The organism is Staphylococcus cohnii subsp. cohnii, assembly GCF_002902365.1.
Taxonomy (GTDB): domain Bacteria; phylum Bacillota; class Bacilli; order Staphylococcales; family Staphylococcaceae; genus Staphylococcus; species Staphylococcus cohnii.
In genome coordinates this window covers 88,736-105,691 of record NZ_PPQC01000024.1, presented here as the reverse complement: position 1 = coordinate 105,691, position 16,956 = coordinate 88,736, and the positions used below count along the sequence as shown (strand labels likewise).

The 16,956-nt window shown below is 35.7% G+C and carries 16 protein-coding genes and 1 other annotated feature; all 16 genes read left to right on the top strand.

Translation table 11 applies throughout. The features are described from left to right. Positions 1-50: 50 nt before the first annotated feature. The 16 genes from cysE (at position 51) to rpoC (ending at position 16,758) form a co-directional block, all read left to right on the top strand. A complete protein-coding gene (gene cysE, locus CD032_RS04555; protein WP_037539884.1) occupies positions 51-692 on the top strand; it encodes a serine O-acetyltransferase in 642 nt (213 codons plus the stop codon). Then, positions 676-2,076: a cysteine--tRNA ligase gene (cysS, locus tag CD032_RS04550; RefSeq protein WP_103211221.1), complete on the top strand. Its 1,401-nt coding sequence runs from the start codon at positions 676-678 to the stop codon at positions 2,074-2,076. The genes cysE and cysS overlap by 17 nt, the downstream gene beginning before the upstream one ends. Position 2,077: 1 nt before the next feature. Beyond that, entirely contained in the window at positions 2,078-2,464 is a 387-nt protein-coding gene (locus CD032_RS04545; RefSeq protein WP_037539882.1) for a Mini-ribonuclease 3, read from the top strand. A gap of 7 nt (positions 2,465-2,471) precedes the next feature. Continuing rightward, positions 2,472-3,221 carry a 23S rRNA (guanosine(2251)-2'-O)-methyltransferase RlmB gene (rlmB, locus tag CD032_RS04540; protein ID WP_019468578.1) on the top strand — a complete coding sequence of 250 codons (750 nt, stop codon included), beginning with the start codon at positions 2,472-2,474 and terminating at the stop codon, positions 3,219-3,221. After that, positions 3,218-3,742 (top strand): NYN domain-containing protein, encoded by a 525-nt coding sequence (locus CD032_RS04535; RefSeq protein ID WP_019468577.1) that lies wholly within the window; start codon positions 3,218-3,220, stop codon positions 3,740-3,742. The genes rlmB and CD032_RS04535 overlap by 4 nt, the downstream gene beginning before the upstream one ends. A gap of 73 nt (positions 3,743-3,815) precedes the next feature. Beyond that, positions 3,816-4,397, top strand: a complete 582-nt coding sequence (locus CD032_RS04530) for a sigma-70 family RNA polymerase sigma factor (protein WP_019468576.1) — start codon at positions 3,816-3,818, stop codon at positions 4,395-4,397. Positions 4,398-4,519: 122 nt separating this feature from the next. Beyond that, complete coding sequence (gene rpmG / locus CD032_RS04525; RefSeq protein WP_071560108.1) at positions 4,520-4,663, top strand: 50S ribosomal protein L33; 144 nt, start codon at positions 4,520-4,522, stop codon at positions 4,661-4,663. A 127-nt stretch (positions 4,664-4,790) separates the two neighbouring features. Further along, complete coding sequence (gene secE, locus CD032_RS04520) at positions 4,791-4,970, top strand: preprotein translocase subunit SecE (protein ID WP_019468575.1); 180 nt, start codon at positions 4,791-4,793, stop codon at positions 4,968-4,970. Positions 4,971-4,984: 14 nt separating this feature from the next. After that, positions 4,985-5,533, top strand: a complete 549-nt coding sequence (gene nusG, locus CD032_RS04515; protein ID WP_019468574.1) for a transcription termination/antitermination protein NusG — start codon at positions 4,985-4,987, stop codon at positions 5,531-5,533. A 270-nt stretch (positions 5,534-5,803) separates the two neighbouring features. Then, on the top strand, positions 5,804-6,226 hold the full coding sequence (gene rplK, locus CD032_RS04510) for a 50S ribosomal protein L11 (protein WP_019468573.1): 423 nt from the start codon (positions 5,804-5,806) through the stop codon (positions 6,224-6,226). 227 nt (positions 6,227-6,453) lie between these two features. Further along, positions 6,454-7,149 carry a 50S ribosomal protein L1 gene (gene rplA, locus CD032_RS04505; RefSeq protein ID WP_019468572.1) on the top strand — a complete coding sequence of 232 codons (696 nt, stop codon included), beginning with the start codon at positions 6,454-6,456 and terminating at the stop codon, positions 7,147-7,149. Positions 7,150-7,239: 90 nt separating this feature from the next. Next, positions 7,240-7,387 (top strand) — a sequence feature (ribosomal protein L10 leader region). Positions 7,388-7,464: 77 nt separating this feature from the next. Further along, positions 7,465-7,974: a 50S ribosomal protein L10 gene (rplJ, locus tag CD032_RS04500; protein WP_019468571.1), complete on the top strand. Its 510-nt coding sequence runs from the start codon at positions 7,465-7,467 to the stop codon at positions 7,972-7,974. A 43-nt stretch (positions 7,975-8,017) separates the two neighbouring features. Further along, positions 8,018-8,383: a 50S ribosomal protein L7/L12 gene (gene rplL / locus CD032_RS04495; protein WP_019468570.1), complete on the top strand. Its 366-nt coding sequence runs from the start codon at positions 8,018-8,020 to the stop codon at positions 8,381-8,383. A 251-nt stretch (positions 8,384-8,634) separates the two neighbouring features. Next, positions 8,635-9,243 (top strand): class I SAM-dependent methyltransferase, encoded by a 609-nt coding sequence (locus CD032_RS04490; protein WP_019468569.1) that lies wholly within the window; start codon positions 8,635-8,637, stop codon positions 9,241-9,243. A 199-nt stretch (positions 9,244-9,442) separates the two neighbouring features. Next, complete coding sequence (gene rpoB / locus CD032_RS04485) at positions 9,443-12,994, top strand: DNA-directed RNA polymerase subunit beta (RefSeq protein ID WP_064264075.1); 3,552 nt, start codon at positions 9,443-9,445, stop codon at positions 12,992-12,994. A gap of 170 nt (positions 12,995-13,164) precedes the next feature. Beyond that, complete coding sequence (gene rpoC, locus CD032_RS04480) at positions 13,165-16,758, top strand: DNA-directed RNA polymerase subunit beta' (RefSeq protein WP_162496143.1); 3,594 nt, start codon at positions 13,165-13,167, stop codon at positions 16,756-16,758. The last annotated feature ends 198 nt before the right edge of the window (positions 16,759-16,956 follow it).

Genomic DNA, 16,956 nt, shown 5'->3' with positions numbered 1-16,956 from the left:
TATGATGTTGGAGGTGCTTTTTTAATAAGGAGGTCGCAACCTTGTTTGAAATTTTGAAAAGAATCAAAGATGATGTAAATATGGTGTTTGAGCAAGACCCAGCAGCACGTACGACATTAGAAGTGGTTACATCTTATGCCGGAGTACATGCAGTGTGGAGTCATTTAATTGCACATGCTTTATATAAAAAGAAAAAATATGTATTAGCAAGATTGATTTCTCAAATTACACGCTTCTTTACAGGTATAGAAATACATCCAGGCGCTCAAATTGGCAAGCGTTTATTTATTGATCACGGTATGGGTGTAGTGATAGGTGAAACATGTAGGATTGGTGACAATGTCACAATTTATCAAGGTGTTACTTTAGGTGGAACAGGTAAAGAAAAAGGAAAGCGTCATCCTGATATTGGAGACAATGTACTAATTGCAGCTGGAGCAAAAGTACTGGGCAATATTAAAATTAATTCAAACGTTAATATTGGGGCGAATTCCGTAGTGTTGAACTCGGTACCTAGCTATTCTACAGTAGTCGGCATACCAGGACATATCGTAAAACAAGACGGAAGAAGAATCGGTAAAACATTTGATCATCGTAATTTACCTGACCCAATTTATGAGCAATTAAAACAATTAGAGAAACAACTTGAGAAAACAAGAAATGGAGAGATTCAAGATGATTACATTATATAATACACTTACACGTCAAAAAGAAACGTTTAAGTCAATAGAACCAGGTAAGGTTAAGATGTATGTTTGTGGACCAACTGTATATAATTACATTCATATTGGGAACGCAAGACCTGCAATTAACTATGATGTTGTTAGAAGATATCTTGAGTACCAAGGTTATGAAGTAATTTATGTTTCGAACTTTACGGACGTAGATGATAAATTAATAAAACGTTCCAAAGAATTAAATGAGCCAGTAAATACAATAGCTAACCGCTATATCGATGCATTTTATGAAGATGTTGGTGCATTAAATGTCAAAAAAGCGACTTCAAATCCAAGAGTCATGAATCATATGGACGATATTATTAAGTTTATAGAAGAACTTATAGAAGAAGGATACGCTTATGAAAGTGGTGGCGATGTTTATTTCAGAACACGTAAATTTGAAGATTATGGTAAATTAAGCCATCAATCGTTGAATGATTTGAAAGTAGGCGCACGTATTGAGCAAGGAGAACAAAAAGAAGATGCACTCGATTTTACATTATGGAAACAGGCGAAACCAGATGAAATTAGTTGGGACAGTCCATTTGGTAAAGGTAGACCAGGCTGGCATATTGAGTGCTCAGTGATGGCTTATCACGAGTTGGGCGCAACAATTGATATTCATGCAGGTGGTACAGACTTACAATTCCCACACCATGAAAATGAAATTGCTCAATCAGAAGCGCATAACCATGCGCCGTTCGCAAACTATTGGATGCATAACGGGTTCATCAACATAGATAATGAAAAAATGAGTAAGTCATTGGGGAATTTTGTCTTAGTGCATGACATTATTAAAGAAATAGATCCAGATGTCTTACGCTTTTTCATGATTAGTGTACATTATAGAAGCCCGATTAATTATAACATGGAGCTTGTTGGGGCAGCTAAAAGTGGATTAGAACGTATTCGTAATAGTTACCAATCCCTTGAAGAGCGAGAAGCAATTGCAACTAATATTGAAACACAAGACCAATATATTGATGAAATAAATCAAATATTAGATCAGTTTGAAACAGTCATGAATGATGATTTCAATACTGCTAATGCCATCACAGCTTGGTATGATTTATCAAAACTAGCGAATAAATATGTCTTGGAAAATACGACATCCACCAAAGTGATTGCACGCTTTAAAGAAGTTTATCAAATATTCAGTGAAGTTTTAGGTGTTCCTTTAAAAGCATCAAACAGTGATGAATTATTAGACGAAGATGTCGAAGCGCTCATTGAAGAGCGAAATCATGCGCGAAAAAATAAAGATTTTGCACGTGCAGACGAAATTCGTGACCAGTTAAAAGAACAAAATATTATTTTAGAAGATACGCCACAAGGTGTGAGATTCAAACGTGGGTAACATGAATAATAAGTTATTAAATCCACTAACTTTAGCATATATGGGTGACGCCGTTTTAGATCAATTTGTAAGAGAATACATTATATTGAAGTTAAAAGCGAAGCCTAATCGTCTACATCAAGAGGCTAAGCGTTATGTTTCTGCAAAAAGTCAGGCACAATCACTTGAGTACTTATTTGAAAATAACTGGTTTACAGATGAAGAATTAGATATCGTGCGTCGAGGCAGAAACGCTAAGAGTTATACTAAGGCCAAAAACACAGATATTCAAACCTATCGAAAAAGTTCAGGTTTAGAAGCAATCCTCGGATTTTTATATCTAGAAAAAAATCAAGAGCGACTCACCTCGTTACTTGAATGCATCGTAAAAAATGTAGATGAAAGGTAGTGAGACTTTGGAAGAGATTGTAATCGTAGGTCGTCATGCCGTAAAAGAAGCGATTGTTTCCGGGCATACAATTAATAAGGTTTTAATTCAGGATACAGTGAAAAAAGGACAAATCAATGACATTTTAAAAAAGGCAAATAGTAACAAAATCATTGTACAAGCAGTGCCGAAATCGAAATTAGATGGTTTGTCTGATGCACCACACCAAGGTGTCGCTGCATACATTGCACCATATGAATATGCAGACTTTGATGCGTTTTTAGTACAACAAAAAGATAACGAAAAACTATCTACGGTTTTAATTTTGGATGGCTTAGAAGATCCCCATAATTTAGGATCGATTTTAAGAACTGCTGACGCTTCAGGTGTGGATGGCATCATTATTCCGAAAAGGCGATCGGTTGCACTCACACAGACCGTTGCAAAAGCATCTACAGGTGCGATCGAACATGTGCCTGTCATGCGTGTTACAAACTTAGCGAATACTATTGAAACATTAAAAGAACATGGTTACTGGGTTGTTGGTACTGAAGCGGAAAATTCAACAGATTATCGTGAAATGGACGCCGGTATGCCATTAGCAATCGTTATCGGAAGCGAAGGGCAAGGTATGAGCCGACTTACAAAAGATAAATGCGACTTTTATATAAATATTCCGATGGTAGGGCACGTAAATAGTTTGAATGCCTCTGTTGCGGCAAGTTTAATGATGTATGAAGTCTACCGTAAACGTAATCAGATTGGAGAAAAACCATGAAGGATCGTTTCTTGATTATTGACGGTTATAATATGATTGGCCAATCACAAGATTTAAGTCAAATAGCCCAAGAAAATTTGGAAGAAGCACGTGATCAATTACTAACTGCGATTGCAAATTATAATGCAGTTATAGCTGATGAGGTGGTTTGTGTGTTTGACGCTTACGAACAATCGGGCATGTCCTCAGAATATATGTATCATGGTGTAAAGATTGTTTTTACTAAAGAAAAAGAAACAGCAGATAGTTTTATAGAAAAATATGTATATGATTTATATGACAAACATACAAGACACATCACAGTGGTAACAAGTGATATGAGTGAACAACATGCCATATTTGGTGCGGGTGCTTATCGTATCTCTTCAAGAGAGATGTGGAGAGACTTAAGAGAAAATGAAGTTTCGGTTTCAAAAAAGCTTGAAGGATTCAATGAGCAGAAACCACGGACGCGTATAGAGCTGTCCAATGAAATTTTGGAAGAATTTGAAAAAATCAGAAGGGGTAACAATCATAAATAAGAAGATTGTCCCCTTGCTTTTTTTACAGAGTACTTTGTATGCTAGCTTTAACCTAATGAAAGGATTTTAAAGTATGCTGCAAAGAACAAATCATCAAGAACCAACACCAGTCTCAAAAAGCACATGGCAAGATATTCATTTCTTAATCGATTTACTAGAGAAATTACAACCACATATTTTGAAATGTTTGAACCATTTTTCAATACATCCAGATGACAAAGAAGATCTACAACAAGAAATATTTTTTAAATTATTTAAAGCGTTAAGACAATTCGATTTTTCTAAAGAAATCCCATTAGCACATTATGTAAATCGCACTATCAAAAATGCCAAAAATGATTATATAAGAAAAAAATTAGCTGATTTAAGGCGGCAAAGATTGTTGGAAAACGAAATGCTAATTAGTGTCCAAATGTTAAGGCAAGCGCGACAAACGGATGAAATTATTTTAAAAAAAGAAACACTAACTATGCTGCATCAAAGCATTGAAAAATTAACAGAGCTAGAACAAGGTATTATTAATTATATTTTAAATGACTATAAACCATCTGAAATTGCCTGCATTTTAAATCTAAATGTTAAAATAGTTTACAATACGATACATAGATGTAAACTGAAATTGAAGCGTGCATTTAACCCGAAGCGTTCGAATTAAAATCAGCTATAGATAGGTATTAATTGATTTTTGGGTTACTAGAAAGCAATGGTGGAAGATTGACAATTGACAGAGATGTTATGTATAGTAGATTGGTATTATAATGAGTAAGGTGAAGTAAAATGAAAAAAGTGCCATTAAGCTGTGAAACGTGTGGAAATAGAAATTATAATGTTCCTAAACAAAGTAACCTTACATCAAGATTGACATTGAAGAAATATTGTCCAAGATGTAACGCGCATACAGTTCATAAAGAAGCAAAATAATGTCGGTATATTAGATTAAGTAATTGAGTAAATATAACCTTCCAATTTAGTTGTGAGTATTGTATTTGCTTAATTTGTCGTATGTATAAGCAAATGAGAAAATCGAATTAATACGGAGGTATTGCTAATGGCTAAAAAAGAAAATTTCTTTCAAGGCGTAAAGTCAGAAATGGAAAAGACAAGTTGGCCAACGAAAGAAGAATTATTTAAATATACTGTAATCGTTGTAGCAACGGTAGTATTTTTCTTAGCCTTCTTCTATGTCTTAGATTTAGGTATTGGTAGAGTTATAGAGTTAATTAAATAGATAGGAGTGACGACATGTCTGAGGAAGTTGGCGCAAAGCGTTGGTATGCTGTGCATACTTATTCTGGTTATGAGAACAAAGTTAAAAAGAATTTAGAAAAACGTGTGGAATCTATGAATATGACTGAACTGATATTCAGAGTGGTTATACCTGAAGAAGAAGAAACACAAGTTAAAGATGGCAAAGCTAAAACATTAACTAAAAAAACATTTCCTGGCTATGTATTAGTTGAATTAATCATGACTGATGAATCATGGTATATTGTCAGAAATACACCAGGTGTTACAGGATTTGTTGGTTCAGCAGGTGCTGGATCAAAACCGAATCCATTATTACCTGAAGAAGCACGTTTCATCTTGAAACAAATGGGCATGAAAGAAAAAACAATTGATGTTGAATTAGATTTAGGTGAACAAGTCCAAATCAAATCAGGACCATTTGCGAATCAAGTTGGTGAAGTTCAAGAAATTGAAGCGGATAAATTTAAATTGACAGTTCTTGTAGACATGTTTGGTAGAGAAACACCTGTTGAAGTAGAATTCGATCAAATTGAAAAATTATAAAGGTATATAAGTGCGATAGCCCTTATATAAGTAATACTAGATTTGCTGAAGCAAGAAGTATTACTTTACATGCATTAAGAACCCCTAATCATTAAAATGATAAGGGGTTCTATAAAAAAAGTTACACTTTACTCTTGCTTTATGTTTTAAATAGATGTTATAATACTGTGGTCGCGCTCATAGAGCGTTCATTTCGTCACGAAATGTAGAAGAGTGGGAGGACAAAACTGAGTCCTGTGACCACATCACGATATCAAGGAGGTGCACATCGTGGCTAAAAAAGTAGAAAAAGTTGTTAAATTACAAATTCCTGCAGGTAAAGCAAACCCAGCACCACCAGTTGGTCCAGCATTAGGTCAAGCAGGTGTGAATATTATGGGATTCTGTAAGGAATTCAACGCACGTACACAAGAAGATGCAGGTTTAATTATTCCGGTAGAAATCAGTGTTTATGAAGATCGTTCATTTACATTCATTACAAAAACTCCACCGGCTCCAGTATTACTTAAAAAAGCAGCTGGCGTTGAAAAAGGTTCTGGCGAACCTAATAAAAACAAAGTTGCTACAGTAACTAAAGATCAAGTACGTGAAATTGCAAACCAAAAAATGCAAGATTTAAACGCTGCAGACGAAGAAGCAGCTATGCGTATTATCGAAGGTACTGCACGTAGTATGGGTATCACTGTTCAATAATATTAAAATTAACTGAAAACATAGATTGACGATAAAGCAGATGACAGAAATGACAAACAGGATCAAAGCGTTCAATATTGTCGTAATAAGAGGAAAATTGTCATTTACTTAGGAATTGATTCCTGAGATGCAATACGATTAAAACCTCTCTGTTATCTGCTCTTAACTTGCACAAGCGAGTAAATGTGGGAGGAAATTCCGCTAAAACCACTAAAGGAGGACATGAAATGGCTAAGAAAAGTAAAAGATTTCAAGAAGTAGCTAATAAAATCGACCGCCAAAAACACTATAGTGTTGAAGAAGCAGTTGAATTAGCTAAAGAAACAAGTATCGCTAACTTTGACGCATCAGTTGAAGTAGCATTCCGTTTAGGAATTGATACACGTAAAAATGATCAACAAATCCGTGGTGCAGTTGTACTACCAAATGGTACAGGTAAATCACAACGTGTATTGGTATTCGCAAAAGGAGACAAAGCAGCTGAAGCAGAAGCAGCAGGTGCTGATTTCGTTGGTGAAAGTGAATATGTTCAACAAATCCAACAAGGTTGGTTTGACTTTGACGTAGTAGTAGCTACACCAGACATGATGGGCGAAGTTGGTAAACTTGGTCGTGTATTAGGACCTAAAGGTTTAATGCCAAACCCTAAAACTGGTACTGTAACAATGGATGTTACAAAAGCAGTTGAAGAAATCAAAGCAGGTAAAGTAGAATATCGTGCTGAAAAAGCTGGTATTGTACATGCTTCAATTGGTAAAGTATCATTTGATACTGACAAACTTGTTGAAAACTTCAAAGCTTTACAAGATGTGTTAACTAAAGCGAAACCATCTTCAGCTAAAGGTACTTACTTCAAATCTGTTGCTGTTACAACAACAATGGGTCCTGGAGTAAAAGTCGATACTTCTAGCTTCAAACTTTAATCTTAAATATAAATGCTGATAAGACTGAATGAATTCATTCAGTCTTATCCTTAAAAATATATTGACATACTGCATTTAACCAGTTATATTGGTTAATGTATTATTTTACCTAAGACAGTAGGAGTTAGTGATAACTTAAAAATAATCCTACCGAGGCTAAAATTGACTTGAACGTGAAGATTTTTAGATCTTTCAAGCACTTTTTGCCGTGGGTAGAAAGTGCTTTTTTTATTGAGATAAAGTTGTTAATTCTTGTAATTAGCAGTTGTAATCAAGATTAAAAGCACCAAATAAAAAAACTATGGAGGTGTCTAAATGTCTGCTATCATCGAAGCTAAAAAACAACAAGTTGATGTAATTGCTGAATCATTGAAAAATTCAGTATCTACTGTAATCGTTGACTACCGTGGTCTAACTGTTTCAGAAGTAACTGAATTACGTTCACAATTACGTGAAGCTGGCGTTGAATTCAAAGTATTAAAAAATACAATGGTTCGTCGTGCTGCTGATCAAGTTGGTTTAGAAGGTTTAAATGAACATTTAGTAGGTCCTACTGCAGTTGCTACTTCAACAGAAGATGTTGTTGCTCCAGCAAAAGTATTAGCAGGATTTGCTAAAGAACATAAAGCTTTAGAAATTAAAGTAGGTGTTATGGAAGGCAGTGTTATCTCTGCTGAAGAAGTTAACACAGTTGGTACATTACCATCACACGACGGTCTTGTTTCTATGCTTTTATCAGTATTACAAGCTCCAGTACGCAATTTCGCTTATGCAGTTAAAGCTGTTGGAGAAGATAAAGAACAAAACGAAGAAAGCGCTGAATAATTGCGCATAATAAACTAATAAAAATTAATGGAGGAATATTAAAATGGCTAATCAAGAACAAATCATTGAAGCAATTAAAGAAATGTCAGTTTTAGAATTAAACGACTTAGTAAAAGCAATTGAAGAAGAATTTGGTGTAACTGCAGCAGCTCCAGTAGCAGCAGGTGCAGCAGGTGGCGGAGACGCTGCTGAAGAAAAAACAGAATTTGATGTTGAATTAACATCAGCTGGATCATCTAAAATCAAAGTCGTTAAAGCTGTTAAAGAAGCTACTGGCTTAGGATTAAAAGATGCTAAAGAATTAGTTGACGGAGCTCCTAAAGTAATCAAAGAAGCTTTACCAACTGAAGAAGCTGAAAAACTTAAAGAAGCATTAGAAGAAGTTGGCGCTACAGTAGAATTAAAATAATTCTAGCTGGCTAACAGTTCATAATTTTATATTGAAGGTTGTCCAAGCAGCTTAACACATTAGCTATTTCGATACGCTAATCTTAAATGTAATATGGATAGCCTGAAATCTTTGAGAAATGAAAACCCCGTTATCGATATAACGGGGTTTTATCTTATTTGAACTATCCTGAATAAAATTTTTGTTATTACAAAAATTTGTTGAGGGTATAGTATTAATCTAAGATAAATTAGATTAAAAGAGGTGTAGTCATGAGTCATTACTATGATGAAAATCCTGAAGTAGAAAGCGACGAACTTCCTTTTACTTATTCCTACAAAAACTATGATTTAAAATTAGTTACTGATTCAGGTGTGTTTTCTAAAGGGAAAATAGACTTTGGTTCAGATTTATTAATCAATACTTTTTTAAACGAAAATCCCCCGGGTCCTACTAAAAAAATTATAGATGTTGGTTGTGGTTATGGTCCGATTGGTTTGATGATTGCAAAAGTGTCTCCACACCATGAAATTACAATGGTTGATGTAAATCAGCGTGCACTTGCTTTATCGATTAAAAATAAAAAGAAAAACCATCTAGAGAACGTCGACATCATAGAAAGCGATGGGTTATCACAAGTAGAGAATGATGCTTTTGATTTTGTGCTAACTAATCCACCGATTAGAGCAGGAAAAAAGGTAGTTCACAGCATCTTAGCTGATGCATATCATAAATTAAAAGTGAATGGCGCCCTTTATGTTGTGATTCAAAAAAAACAAGGTATGCCATCCGCGAAGAAAAAAATGGAAGAAACATTTGGTAACGTAGAAGTATTAGAAAAGCGCAAAGGCTATTATATATTAAGAAGTGTAAAAGGTTGATTAAAAACCACTGTTCTGATATAGTAATAAAATGTAAAAAATTATGTTCAATAAGTGTGTACTTTTACGTATAAATTAACAAAGTATATAAGATGAAATAGAAAATGGTGTCATGAGTTATGCTACCGTTTTCTTTTTGTCTAATTATATTTGCTGATTTAGTAAAAGTAAACACGCAATTTTTGAGGGGTGAATCTGTTTGGCAGGTCAATTTGTCCAATATGGAAGACATCGTAAACGTAGAAACTATGCGAGAATTTCAGAGGTATTAGAATTACCGAATTTAATTGAGATTCAAACTAAGTCTTACGAGTGGTTCTTAGAAGAAGGTTTATATGAAATGTTTAGAGACATTTCACCGATTGAAGATTTCACAGGTAATCTGTCTTTAGAGTTTGTTGATTACAGACTTGGAGAATCAAAATATGATTTAGAAGAATCGAAAAACCGTGATACGACGTATTCTGCACCTCTACGTGTAAAAGTACGTCTAATCATTAAAGAAACAGGCGAAGTGAAAGAGCAAGAAGTGTTTATGGGTGATTTCCCATTAATGACAGATACAGGTACATTTGTGATTAATGGTGCTGAACGTGTTATCGTATCACAATTAGTTCGTTCACCATCCGTTTACTTTAATGAAAAATTAGATAAAAATGGTCGCACAAACTATGATGCAACAATTATTCCTAACCGTGGTGCATGGTTAGAGTATGAAACTGATGCTAAAGATGTAGTTTATGTACGTATTGATAGAACAAGAAAATTACCACTAACAGTATTATTAAGAGCTTTAGGCTTCTCAACAGATCAAGAAATCATTGATCTCTTAGGAGATAATGAGTACTTACGTAATACATTAGAAAAAGATGGTACAGAAAATACTGATCAAGCATTATTAGAAATTTATGAGCGTTTACGCCCAGGTGAACCGCCTACAGTAGAAAATGCGAAAAGCTTATTATACTCACGTTTCTTTGATCCGAAACGTTATGACTTAGCGAGTGTGGGTCGTTATAAAGCGAATAAAAAACTTCATTTAAAACACCGTTTATTCAATCAAAAATTAGCAGAACCAATTGTTAATGCTGAAACAGGTGAAATTGTAGCTGAAGAAGGTACTGTCTTAGATCGTCGTAATTTAGATGAAATCATGGATGTATTAGAATCTAATGCTAACAGTGAAGTTTTTGAACTTGAAGGTACTGTGATTGATGAACCAGTAGAAATTCAATCTATTAAAGTATATGTTCCTAATGACGAAGAAGGACGCACAACGACAGTTATTGGTAATGCGTTCCCTGATTCAGAAGTGAAATGTATTACACCAGCTGATATCATCGCATCAATGTCATATTTCTTTAATTTACTAAGTGGTATTGGATTCACAGATGATATTGACCATTTAGGTAATCGTCGTCTACGTTCAGTAGGGGAATTACTACAAAACCAATTCCGCATTGGTTTATCAAGAATGGAACGTGTGGTACGTGAAAGAATGTCTATCCAAGATACAGATTCTATTACACCACAACAATTAATCAATATTCGTCCAGTTATTGCGTCAATTAAAGAATTCTTTGGTAGTTCTCAATTGTCACAATTCATGGACCAAGCCAATCCATTAGCGGAATTGACACATAAACGTCGTCTATCAGCATTAGGACCTGGTGGTTTAACACGTGAACGTGCTCAAATGGAAGTGCGTGACGTTCACTACTCTCACTACGGTCGTATGTGTCCAATCGAAACACCAGAGGGACCAAACATTGGTTTGATTAACTCATTATCAAGTTATGCACGTGTAAATGAATTTGGTTTCATTGAAACGCCATATCGTAAAGTAGATCTTGAAACGAATAGTATCACAGATCAAATTGATTATTTAACAGCTGACGAAGAAGATAGCTATGTAGTAGCACAAGCAAATTCTAAGTTAGATGAAAATGGTCGCTTCTTAGATGATGAAGTTGTTTGTCGTTTCCGTGGTAATAACACAGTTATGGCAAAAGAAAAAATGGATTACATGGATGTATCTCCTAAACAGGTTGTTTCTGCAGCAACAGCATGTATTCCATTCTTAGAAAACGATGACTCTAACCGTGCATTAATGGGTGCGAACATGCAACGTCAAGCAGTCCCATTGATGAATCCAGAATCACCTTTCGTAGGTACTGGTATGGAACACGTAGCAGCTCGTGACTCTGGTGCAGCAATTGTTGCTAAAAACAAAGGCCGTGTTGAACACGTTGAATCTAATGAAATCCTTGTACGTCAACTTATCGAAGAAGATGGACAAGAATACGAAGGCGAAATCGATCGCTATCCATTAGCTAAATTCAAACGTTCAAACACAGGTACTTGTTATAACCAAAGACCAATCGTTGCTACAGGTGATGTCGTAACGAAAGGTGAAATTTTAGCCGATGGTCCTTCAATGGAACTTGGTGAAATGGCGTTAGGTAGAAACGTAGTTGTCGGTTTCATGACATGGGATGGTTACAACTATGAAGATGCTGTAATTATGAGTGAACGCCTAGTGAAAGATGACGTATATACTTCAATTCATATTGAGGAATATGAATCAGAAGCACGTGATACAAAACTAGGACCTGAAGAAATTACACGTGATATTCCTAACGTTTCAGATAGTGCGCTTAAAAACTTAGATGACCGTGGTATTGTATACGTAGGTGCTGAAGTTAATGATGGAGACATTTTAGTAGGTAAAGTAACGCCTAAAGGTGTAACAGAATTAACAGCAGAAGAACGCTTATTACATGCAATATTCGGTGAAAAAGCACGTGAAGTACGTGATACATCATTACGTGTACCTCATGGTGCAGGCGGTATTGTTCTAGATGTTAAAGTCTTCAACCGTGAAGAAGGAGATGACACATTATCTCCAGGTGTAAACCAATTAGTACGTGTTTATATCGTTCAAAAACGTAAAATACATGTTGGTGACAAAATGTGTGGTCGTCACGGTAACAAAGGTGTTATTTCTAAGTTAGTTCCTGAAGAAGATATGCCTTATTTACCAGACGGTACACCAATTGACATCATGTTGAACCCATTGGGTGTTCCATCACGTATGAATATCGGACAAGTATTAGAGTTACATTTAGGTATGGCTGCTAAAAACTTAGGTATTCATGTTGCATCACCAGTATTTGATGGTGCGAGTGATGAAGATGTATGGTCAACGATTGAAGAAGCAGGTATGGCACGTGATGGTAAGACAGTATTATATGATGGACGTACAGGTGAACCATTCGATAACAGAATTTCAGTCGGCGTTATGTATATGCTGAAACTTGCACACATGGTTGACGATAAATTACATGCGCGTTCAACTGGACCATACTCACTTGTTACGCAACAACCACTAGGTGGTAAAGCACAATTTGGTGGACAACGTTTCGGTGAGATGGAGGTATGGGCACTTGAAGCTTATGGTGCTGCTTACACACTTCAAGAGATCTTAACTTATAAATCTGATGACACAGTAGGTCGTGTTAAAACTTACGAATCTATTGTCAAAGGTGAAAATATTACTAAACCTGGTGTTCCTGAATCATTCAGAGTATTGATGAAAGAACTTCAAAGTTTAGGATTAGATGTTAAGATTATGGATGAGCATGACAATGAAATTGACATGCAAGATAACGAAGATGAAGATGCAGTAGAACGTAAAGTGGACCTTCAACAAAAAGAAGCGCCACAATCACAAAAAGAAATTACTGACTAATACAGATCGCATTTAAGTTTATAAAGAGATATACCATATTGAGGTGAAGTCGTCGTACTTGCCTCATTATGAGTTTATCTAATATTGATAAAGAGCAATCAATCAATTTGCACAGCTAATCTAAATTGAAGGAGGTAGGCTCCTTGATTGATGTAAATAATTTCCATTATATGAAAATAGGACTTGCTTCACCTGAAAAAATCCGTTCATGGTCTTTTGGTGAGGTTAAAAAGCCAGAAACAATTAACTATCGTACTTTAAAACCAGAAAAAGATGGTCTATTCTGTGAGAGAATTTTCGGACCTACAAAAGACTGGGAATGTAGTTGTGGTAAATACAAACGTGTACGCTATAAAGGTATGGTTTGTGATAGATGTGGAGTAGAAGTAACTAAATCTAAAGTGCGCCGTGAAAGAATGGGACACATTGAATTAGCTGCGCCAGTTTCACATATTTGGTACTTCAAAGGTATTCCAAGCCGCATGGGACTATTACTAGACATGTCACCAACAGCATTAGAAGAAGTGATTTACTTTGCTTCTTATGTTGTTGTTAATCCAGGACCAACTGGTTTAGAGAAAAAGACATTACTATCTGAAGCAGAATTCAGAGAGTACTATGATAAATTCCCTGGTCAATTTACAGCTAAAATGGGTGCTGAAGGTATCAAAGAATTATTAGATGAAATTGATTTAGATACAGAATTAAAAGAATTACGTGATGAGTTAGAGTCTGCAACAGGACAAAGACTTACACGTGCGATTAAACGTTTAGAAGTAGTTGAATCATTCAGACATTCTGGTAACAATCCAGCATGGATGGTATTAGATGTACTTCCAATTATTCCACCAGAAATCAGACCAATGGTTCAATTAGACGGTGGACGTTTTGCAACAAGTGATTTAAACGACTTATATCGTCGTGTTATCAACCGTAACAACCGTTTAAAACGTTTATTAGATTTAGGTGCGCCTGGCATCATCGTACAAAACGAAAAACGTATGCTACAAGAAGCAGTTGATGCACTTATCGATAATGGCCGTCGTGGTCGTCCAGTAACTGGACCAGGTAATCGTCCATTAAAATCACTTTCACATATGCTTAAAGGTAAACAAGGTCGTTTCCGTCAAAATTTATTAGGTAAACGTGTTGACTATTCAGGTCGTTCAGTTATCGCTGTTGGACCTAGCTTGAAGATGTATCAATGTGGCTTACCTAAAGAAATGGCTTTAGAACTATTTAAACCATTCATCATGAAAGAATTAGTTCAACGTGAAATTGCGACAAACATTAAAAATGCTAAAAGCAAGATTGAACGTATGGATGATGAAGTATGGGATGTATTAGAAGACGTAATTAAAGAACATCCAGTTCTTTTAAACCGTGCACCAACGCTGCATAGATTAGGTATTCAAGCATTTGAACCTACACTTGTAGAAGGCCGTGCCATTCGTCTACACCCACTTGCAACAACAGCTTATAACGCTGACTTTGATGGTGACCAAATGGCTGTTCACGTACCATTATCTAAAGAAGCACAAGCAGAAGCACGCATGCTCATGCTTGCAGCACAAAACATCTTAAACCCTAAAGATGGTAAACCTGTTGTTACACCATCACAAGATATGGTATTAGGTAACTATTACCTTACTTTAGAACGTAAAGATGCTGTAAATACTGGTACAATTTATAATGATACAAATGAAGTGCTAAAAGCATACGCAAATGGTTATGTACATTTACACACACGTATAGGTGTGCATGCAAGTTCATTTAATAACCCAACATTTACAGAAGCGCAAAATCAAAAAATCTTAACAACATCTGTTGGTAAAGTTATCTTTAATGAAATCATTCCTGATTCATTTGCATACATTAACGAACCAACAAAATATAACCTTGAAAACAGTACGCCAGACAAATACTTTGTTTCTGCTGCTGAATTAGGTGAGGGTGGATTAAAAGCATATTTTGATGAGCAACCACTTAGCGAACCATTCAACAAGAATTTCTTAGGAAATATCATTGCAGAAGTCTTCAATCGATTCAGCATCACAGATACATCTATGATGTTAGATAGAATGAAAGACTTAGGCTTCAAATTCTCTTCTAAAGCTGGTATCACTGTTGGTGTATCTGACATTGTGGTCTTACCAGATAAACAACAAATTTTAGATGAACATGAAAAACTAGTTGAAAAAGTACAAAAACAATTTAACCGTGGTTTAATTACAGAATTTGAACGTTACAATGCAGTTGTTGAAATTTGGACTGATGCTAAAGACCAAATTCAAAATGAATTAATGGGTTCACTTGAAAAAACAAACCCAATCTTTATGATGAGTGACTCTGGTGCTCGTGGTAACGCATCTAACTTTACACAGTTAGCTGGTATGCGTGGACTTATGGCTGCACCATCAGGTAAGATCATTGAATTACCAATCACTTCATCATTCCGTGAAGGTTTAACGGTGTTAGAATACTTTATCTCTACACATGGTGCGCGTAAAGGTCTTGCCGATACAGCACTTAAAACAGCGGACTCTGGTTATCTTACTCGTCGTCTGGTTGATGTGGCACAAGATGTTATCGTTCGTGAAGAAGACTGTGGTACTGACCGTGGTTTACTAGTATCTGATATTAAAGAAGGTACTGAAATGATCGAACCATTTAGCGAACGTATTGAAGGTCGTTATTCTAAAGAAACGATTCGTCACCCAGAAACAGATGAAGTTATCGTTCGTCCAGATGAGTTAGTAACAGCAGAAATTGCTAAGAAAATCACAGACGCTGGTATAGAAGAAATGTATATCCGTTCAGCATTCACATGTAACACACGTCATGGTGTATGTGAAAAATGCTATGGTAAAAACCTTGCTACTGGTGAAAAAGTTGAAGTTGGTGAAGCAGTTGGTACAATTGCTGCCCAATCAATCGGTGAACCAGGTACACAGCTTACAATGCGTACATTCCACACAGGTGGTGTAGCAGGTAGTGACATCACGCAAGGTCTTCCTCGTATCCAAGAGATCTTCGAAGCGCGTAACCCTAAAGGTCAAGCAGTCGTTACCGAAATTGAAGGTGTCGTAGATGACATTAGCGTTGCCAAAGATCGTCAACAAGAAATCGTCATCAAAGGTGCAAATGAAACGAAATCTTACTTGGCTTCAGGTACTTCAAGATTAAAAGTTGAAGTTGGCCAAAGTGTTGAACGTGGTGAAGCACTTACAGAAGGTTCTATTGAACCTAAGAACTTCTTATCTATATCTGGTTTAAATGCAACAGAAAGCTATTTATTAAAAGAAGTTCAAAAAGTTTACCGTATGCAAGGTGTTGAAATTGATGATAAACACGTTGAAGTTATGGTAAGACAAATGTTACGTAAAGTACGTATCATTGAAGCTGGAGATACGAAATTACTTCCAGGTGCACTTGTAGATATTCATAACTTTACAGATGCTAACCGTGAAGCATTCAAAGAACGTAAACGTCCAGCAACATCTAAACCTGTATTACTAGGTATAACAAAAGCTTCTCTTGAAACAGAAAGCTTCTTATCAGCAGCATCATTCCAAGAAACAACTCGTGTACTTACAGATGCAGCTATCAAAGGTAAACGTGATAACTTACTTGGACTTAAAGAGAACGTTATTATCGGTAAGCTTATTCCAGCTGGTACAGGTATGAGACGTTACAGTGATGTACAGTATGACAAAGCGACACCTGAAGAAGTTGTTGAAGAAATTCAACCAACAGAAATCTAGTATAGCTTTTGAGATGTAAAATGGTTTTATCATTCATTTGAAGTTGTTTAAACATATAGACATGTGTTGAGGTTGTAAGACTTCATCACATGTCATATGTTTAAAGCGATTGACCATTTGAGCTCGGGCGAAATAAAAGATTTGATGGAGACATTTAATCTTTATTTCGCTCACTTATTTTTTTATATATTTTCTGCA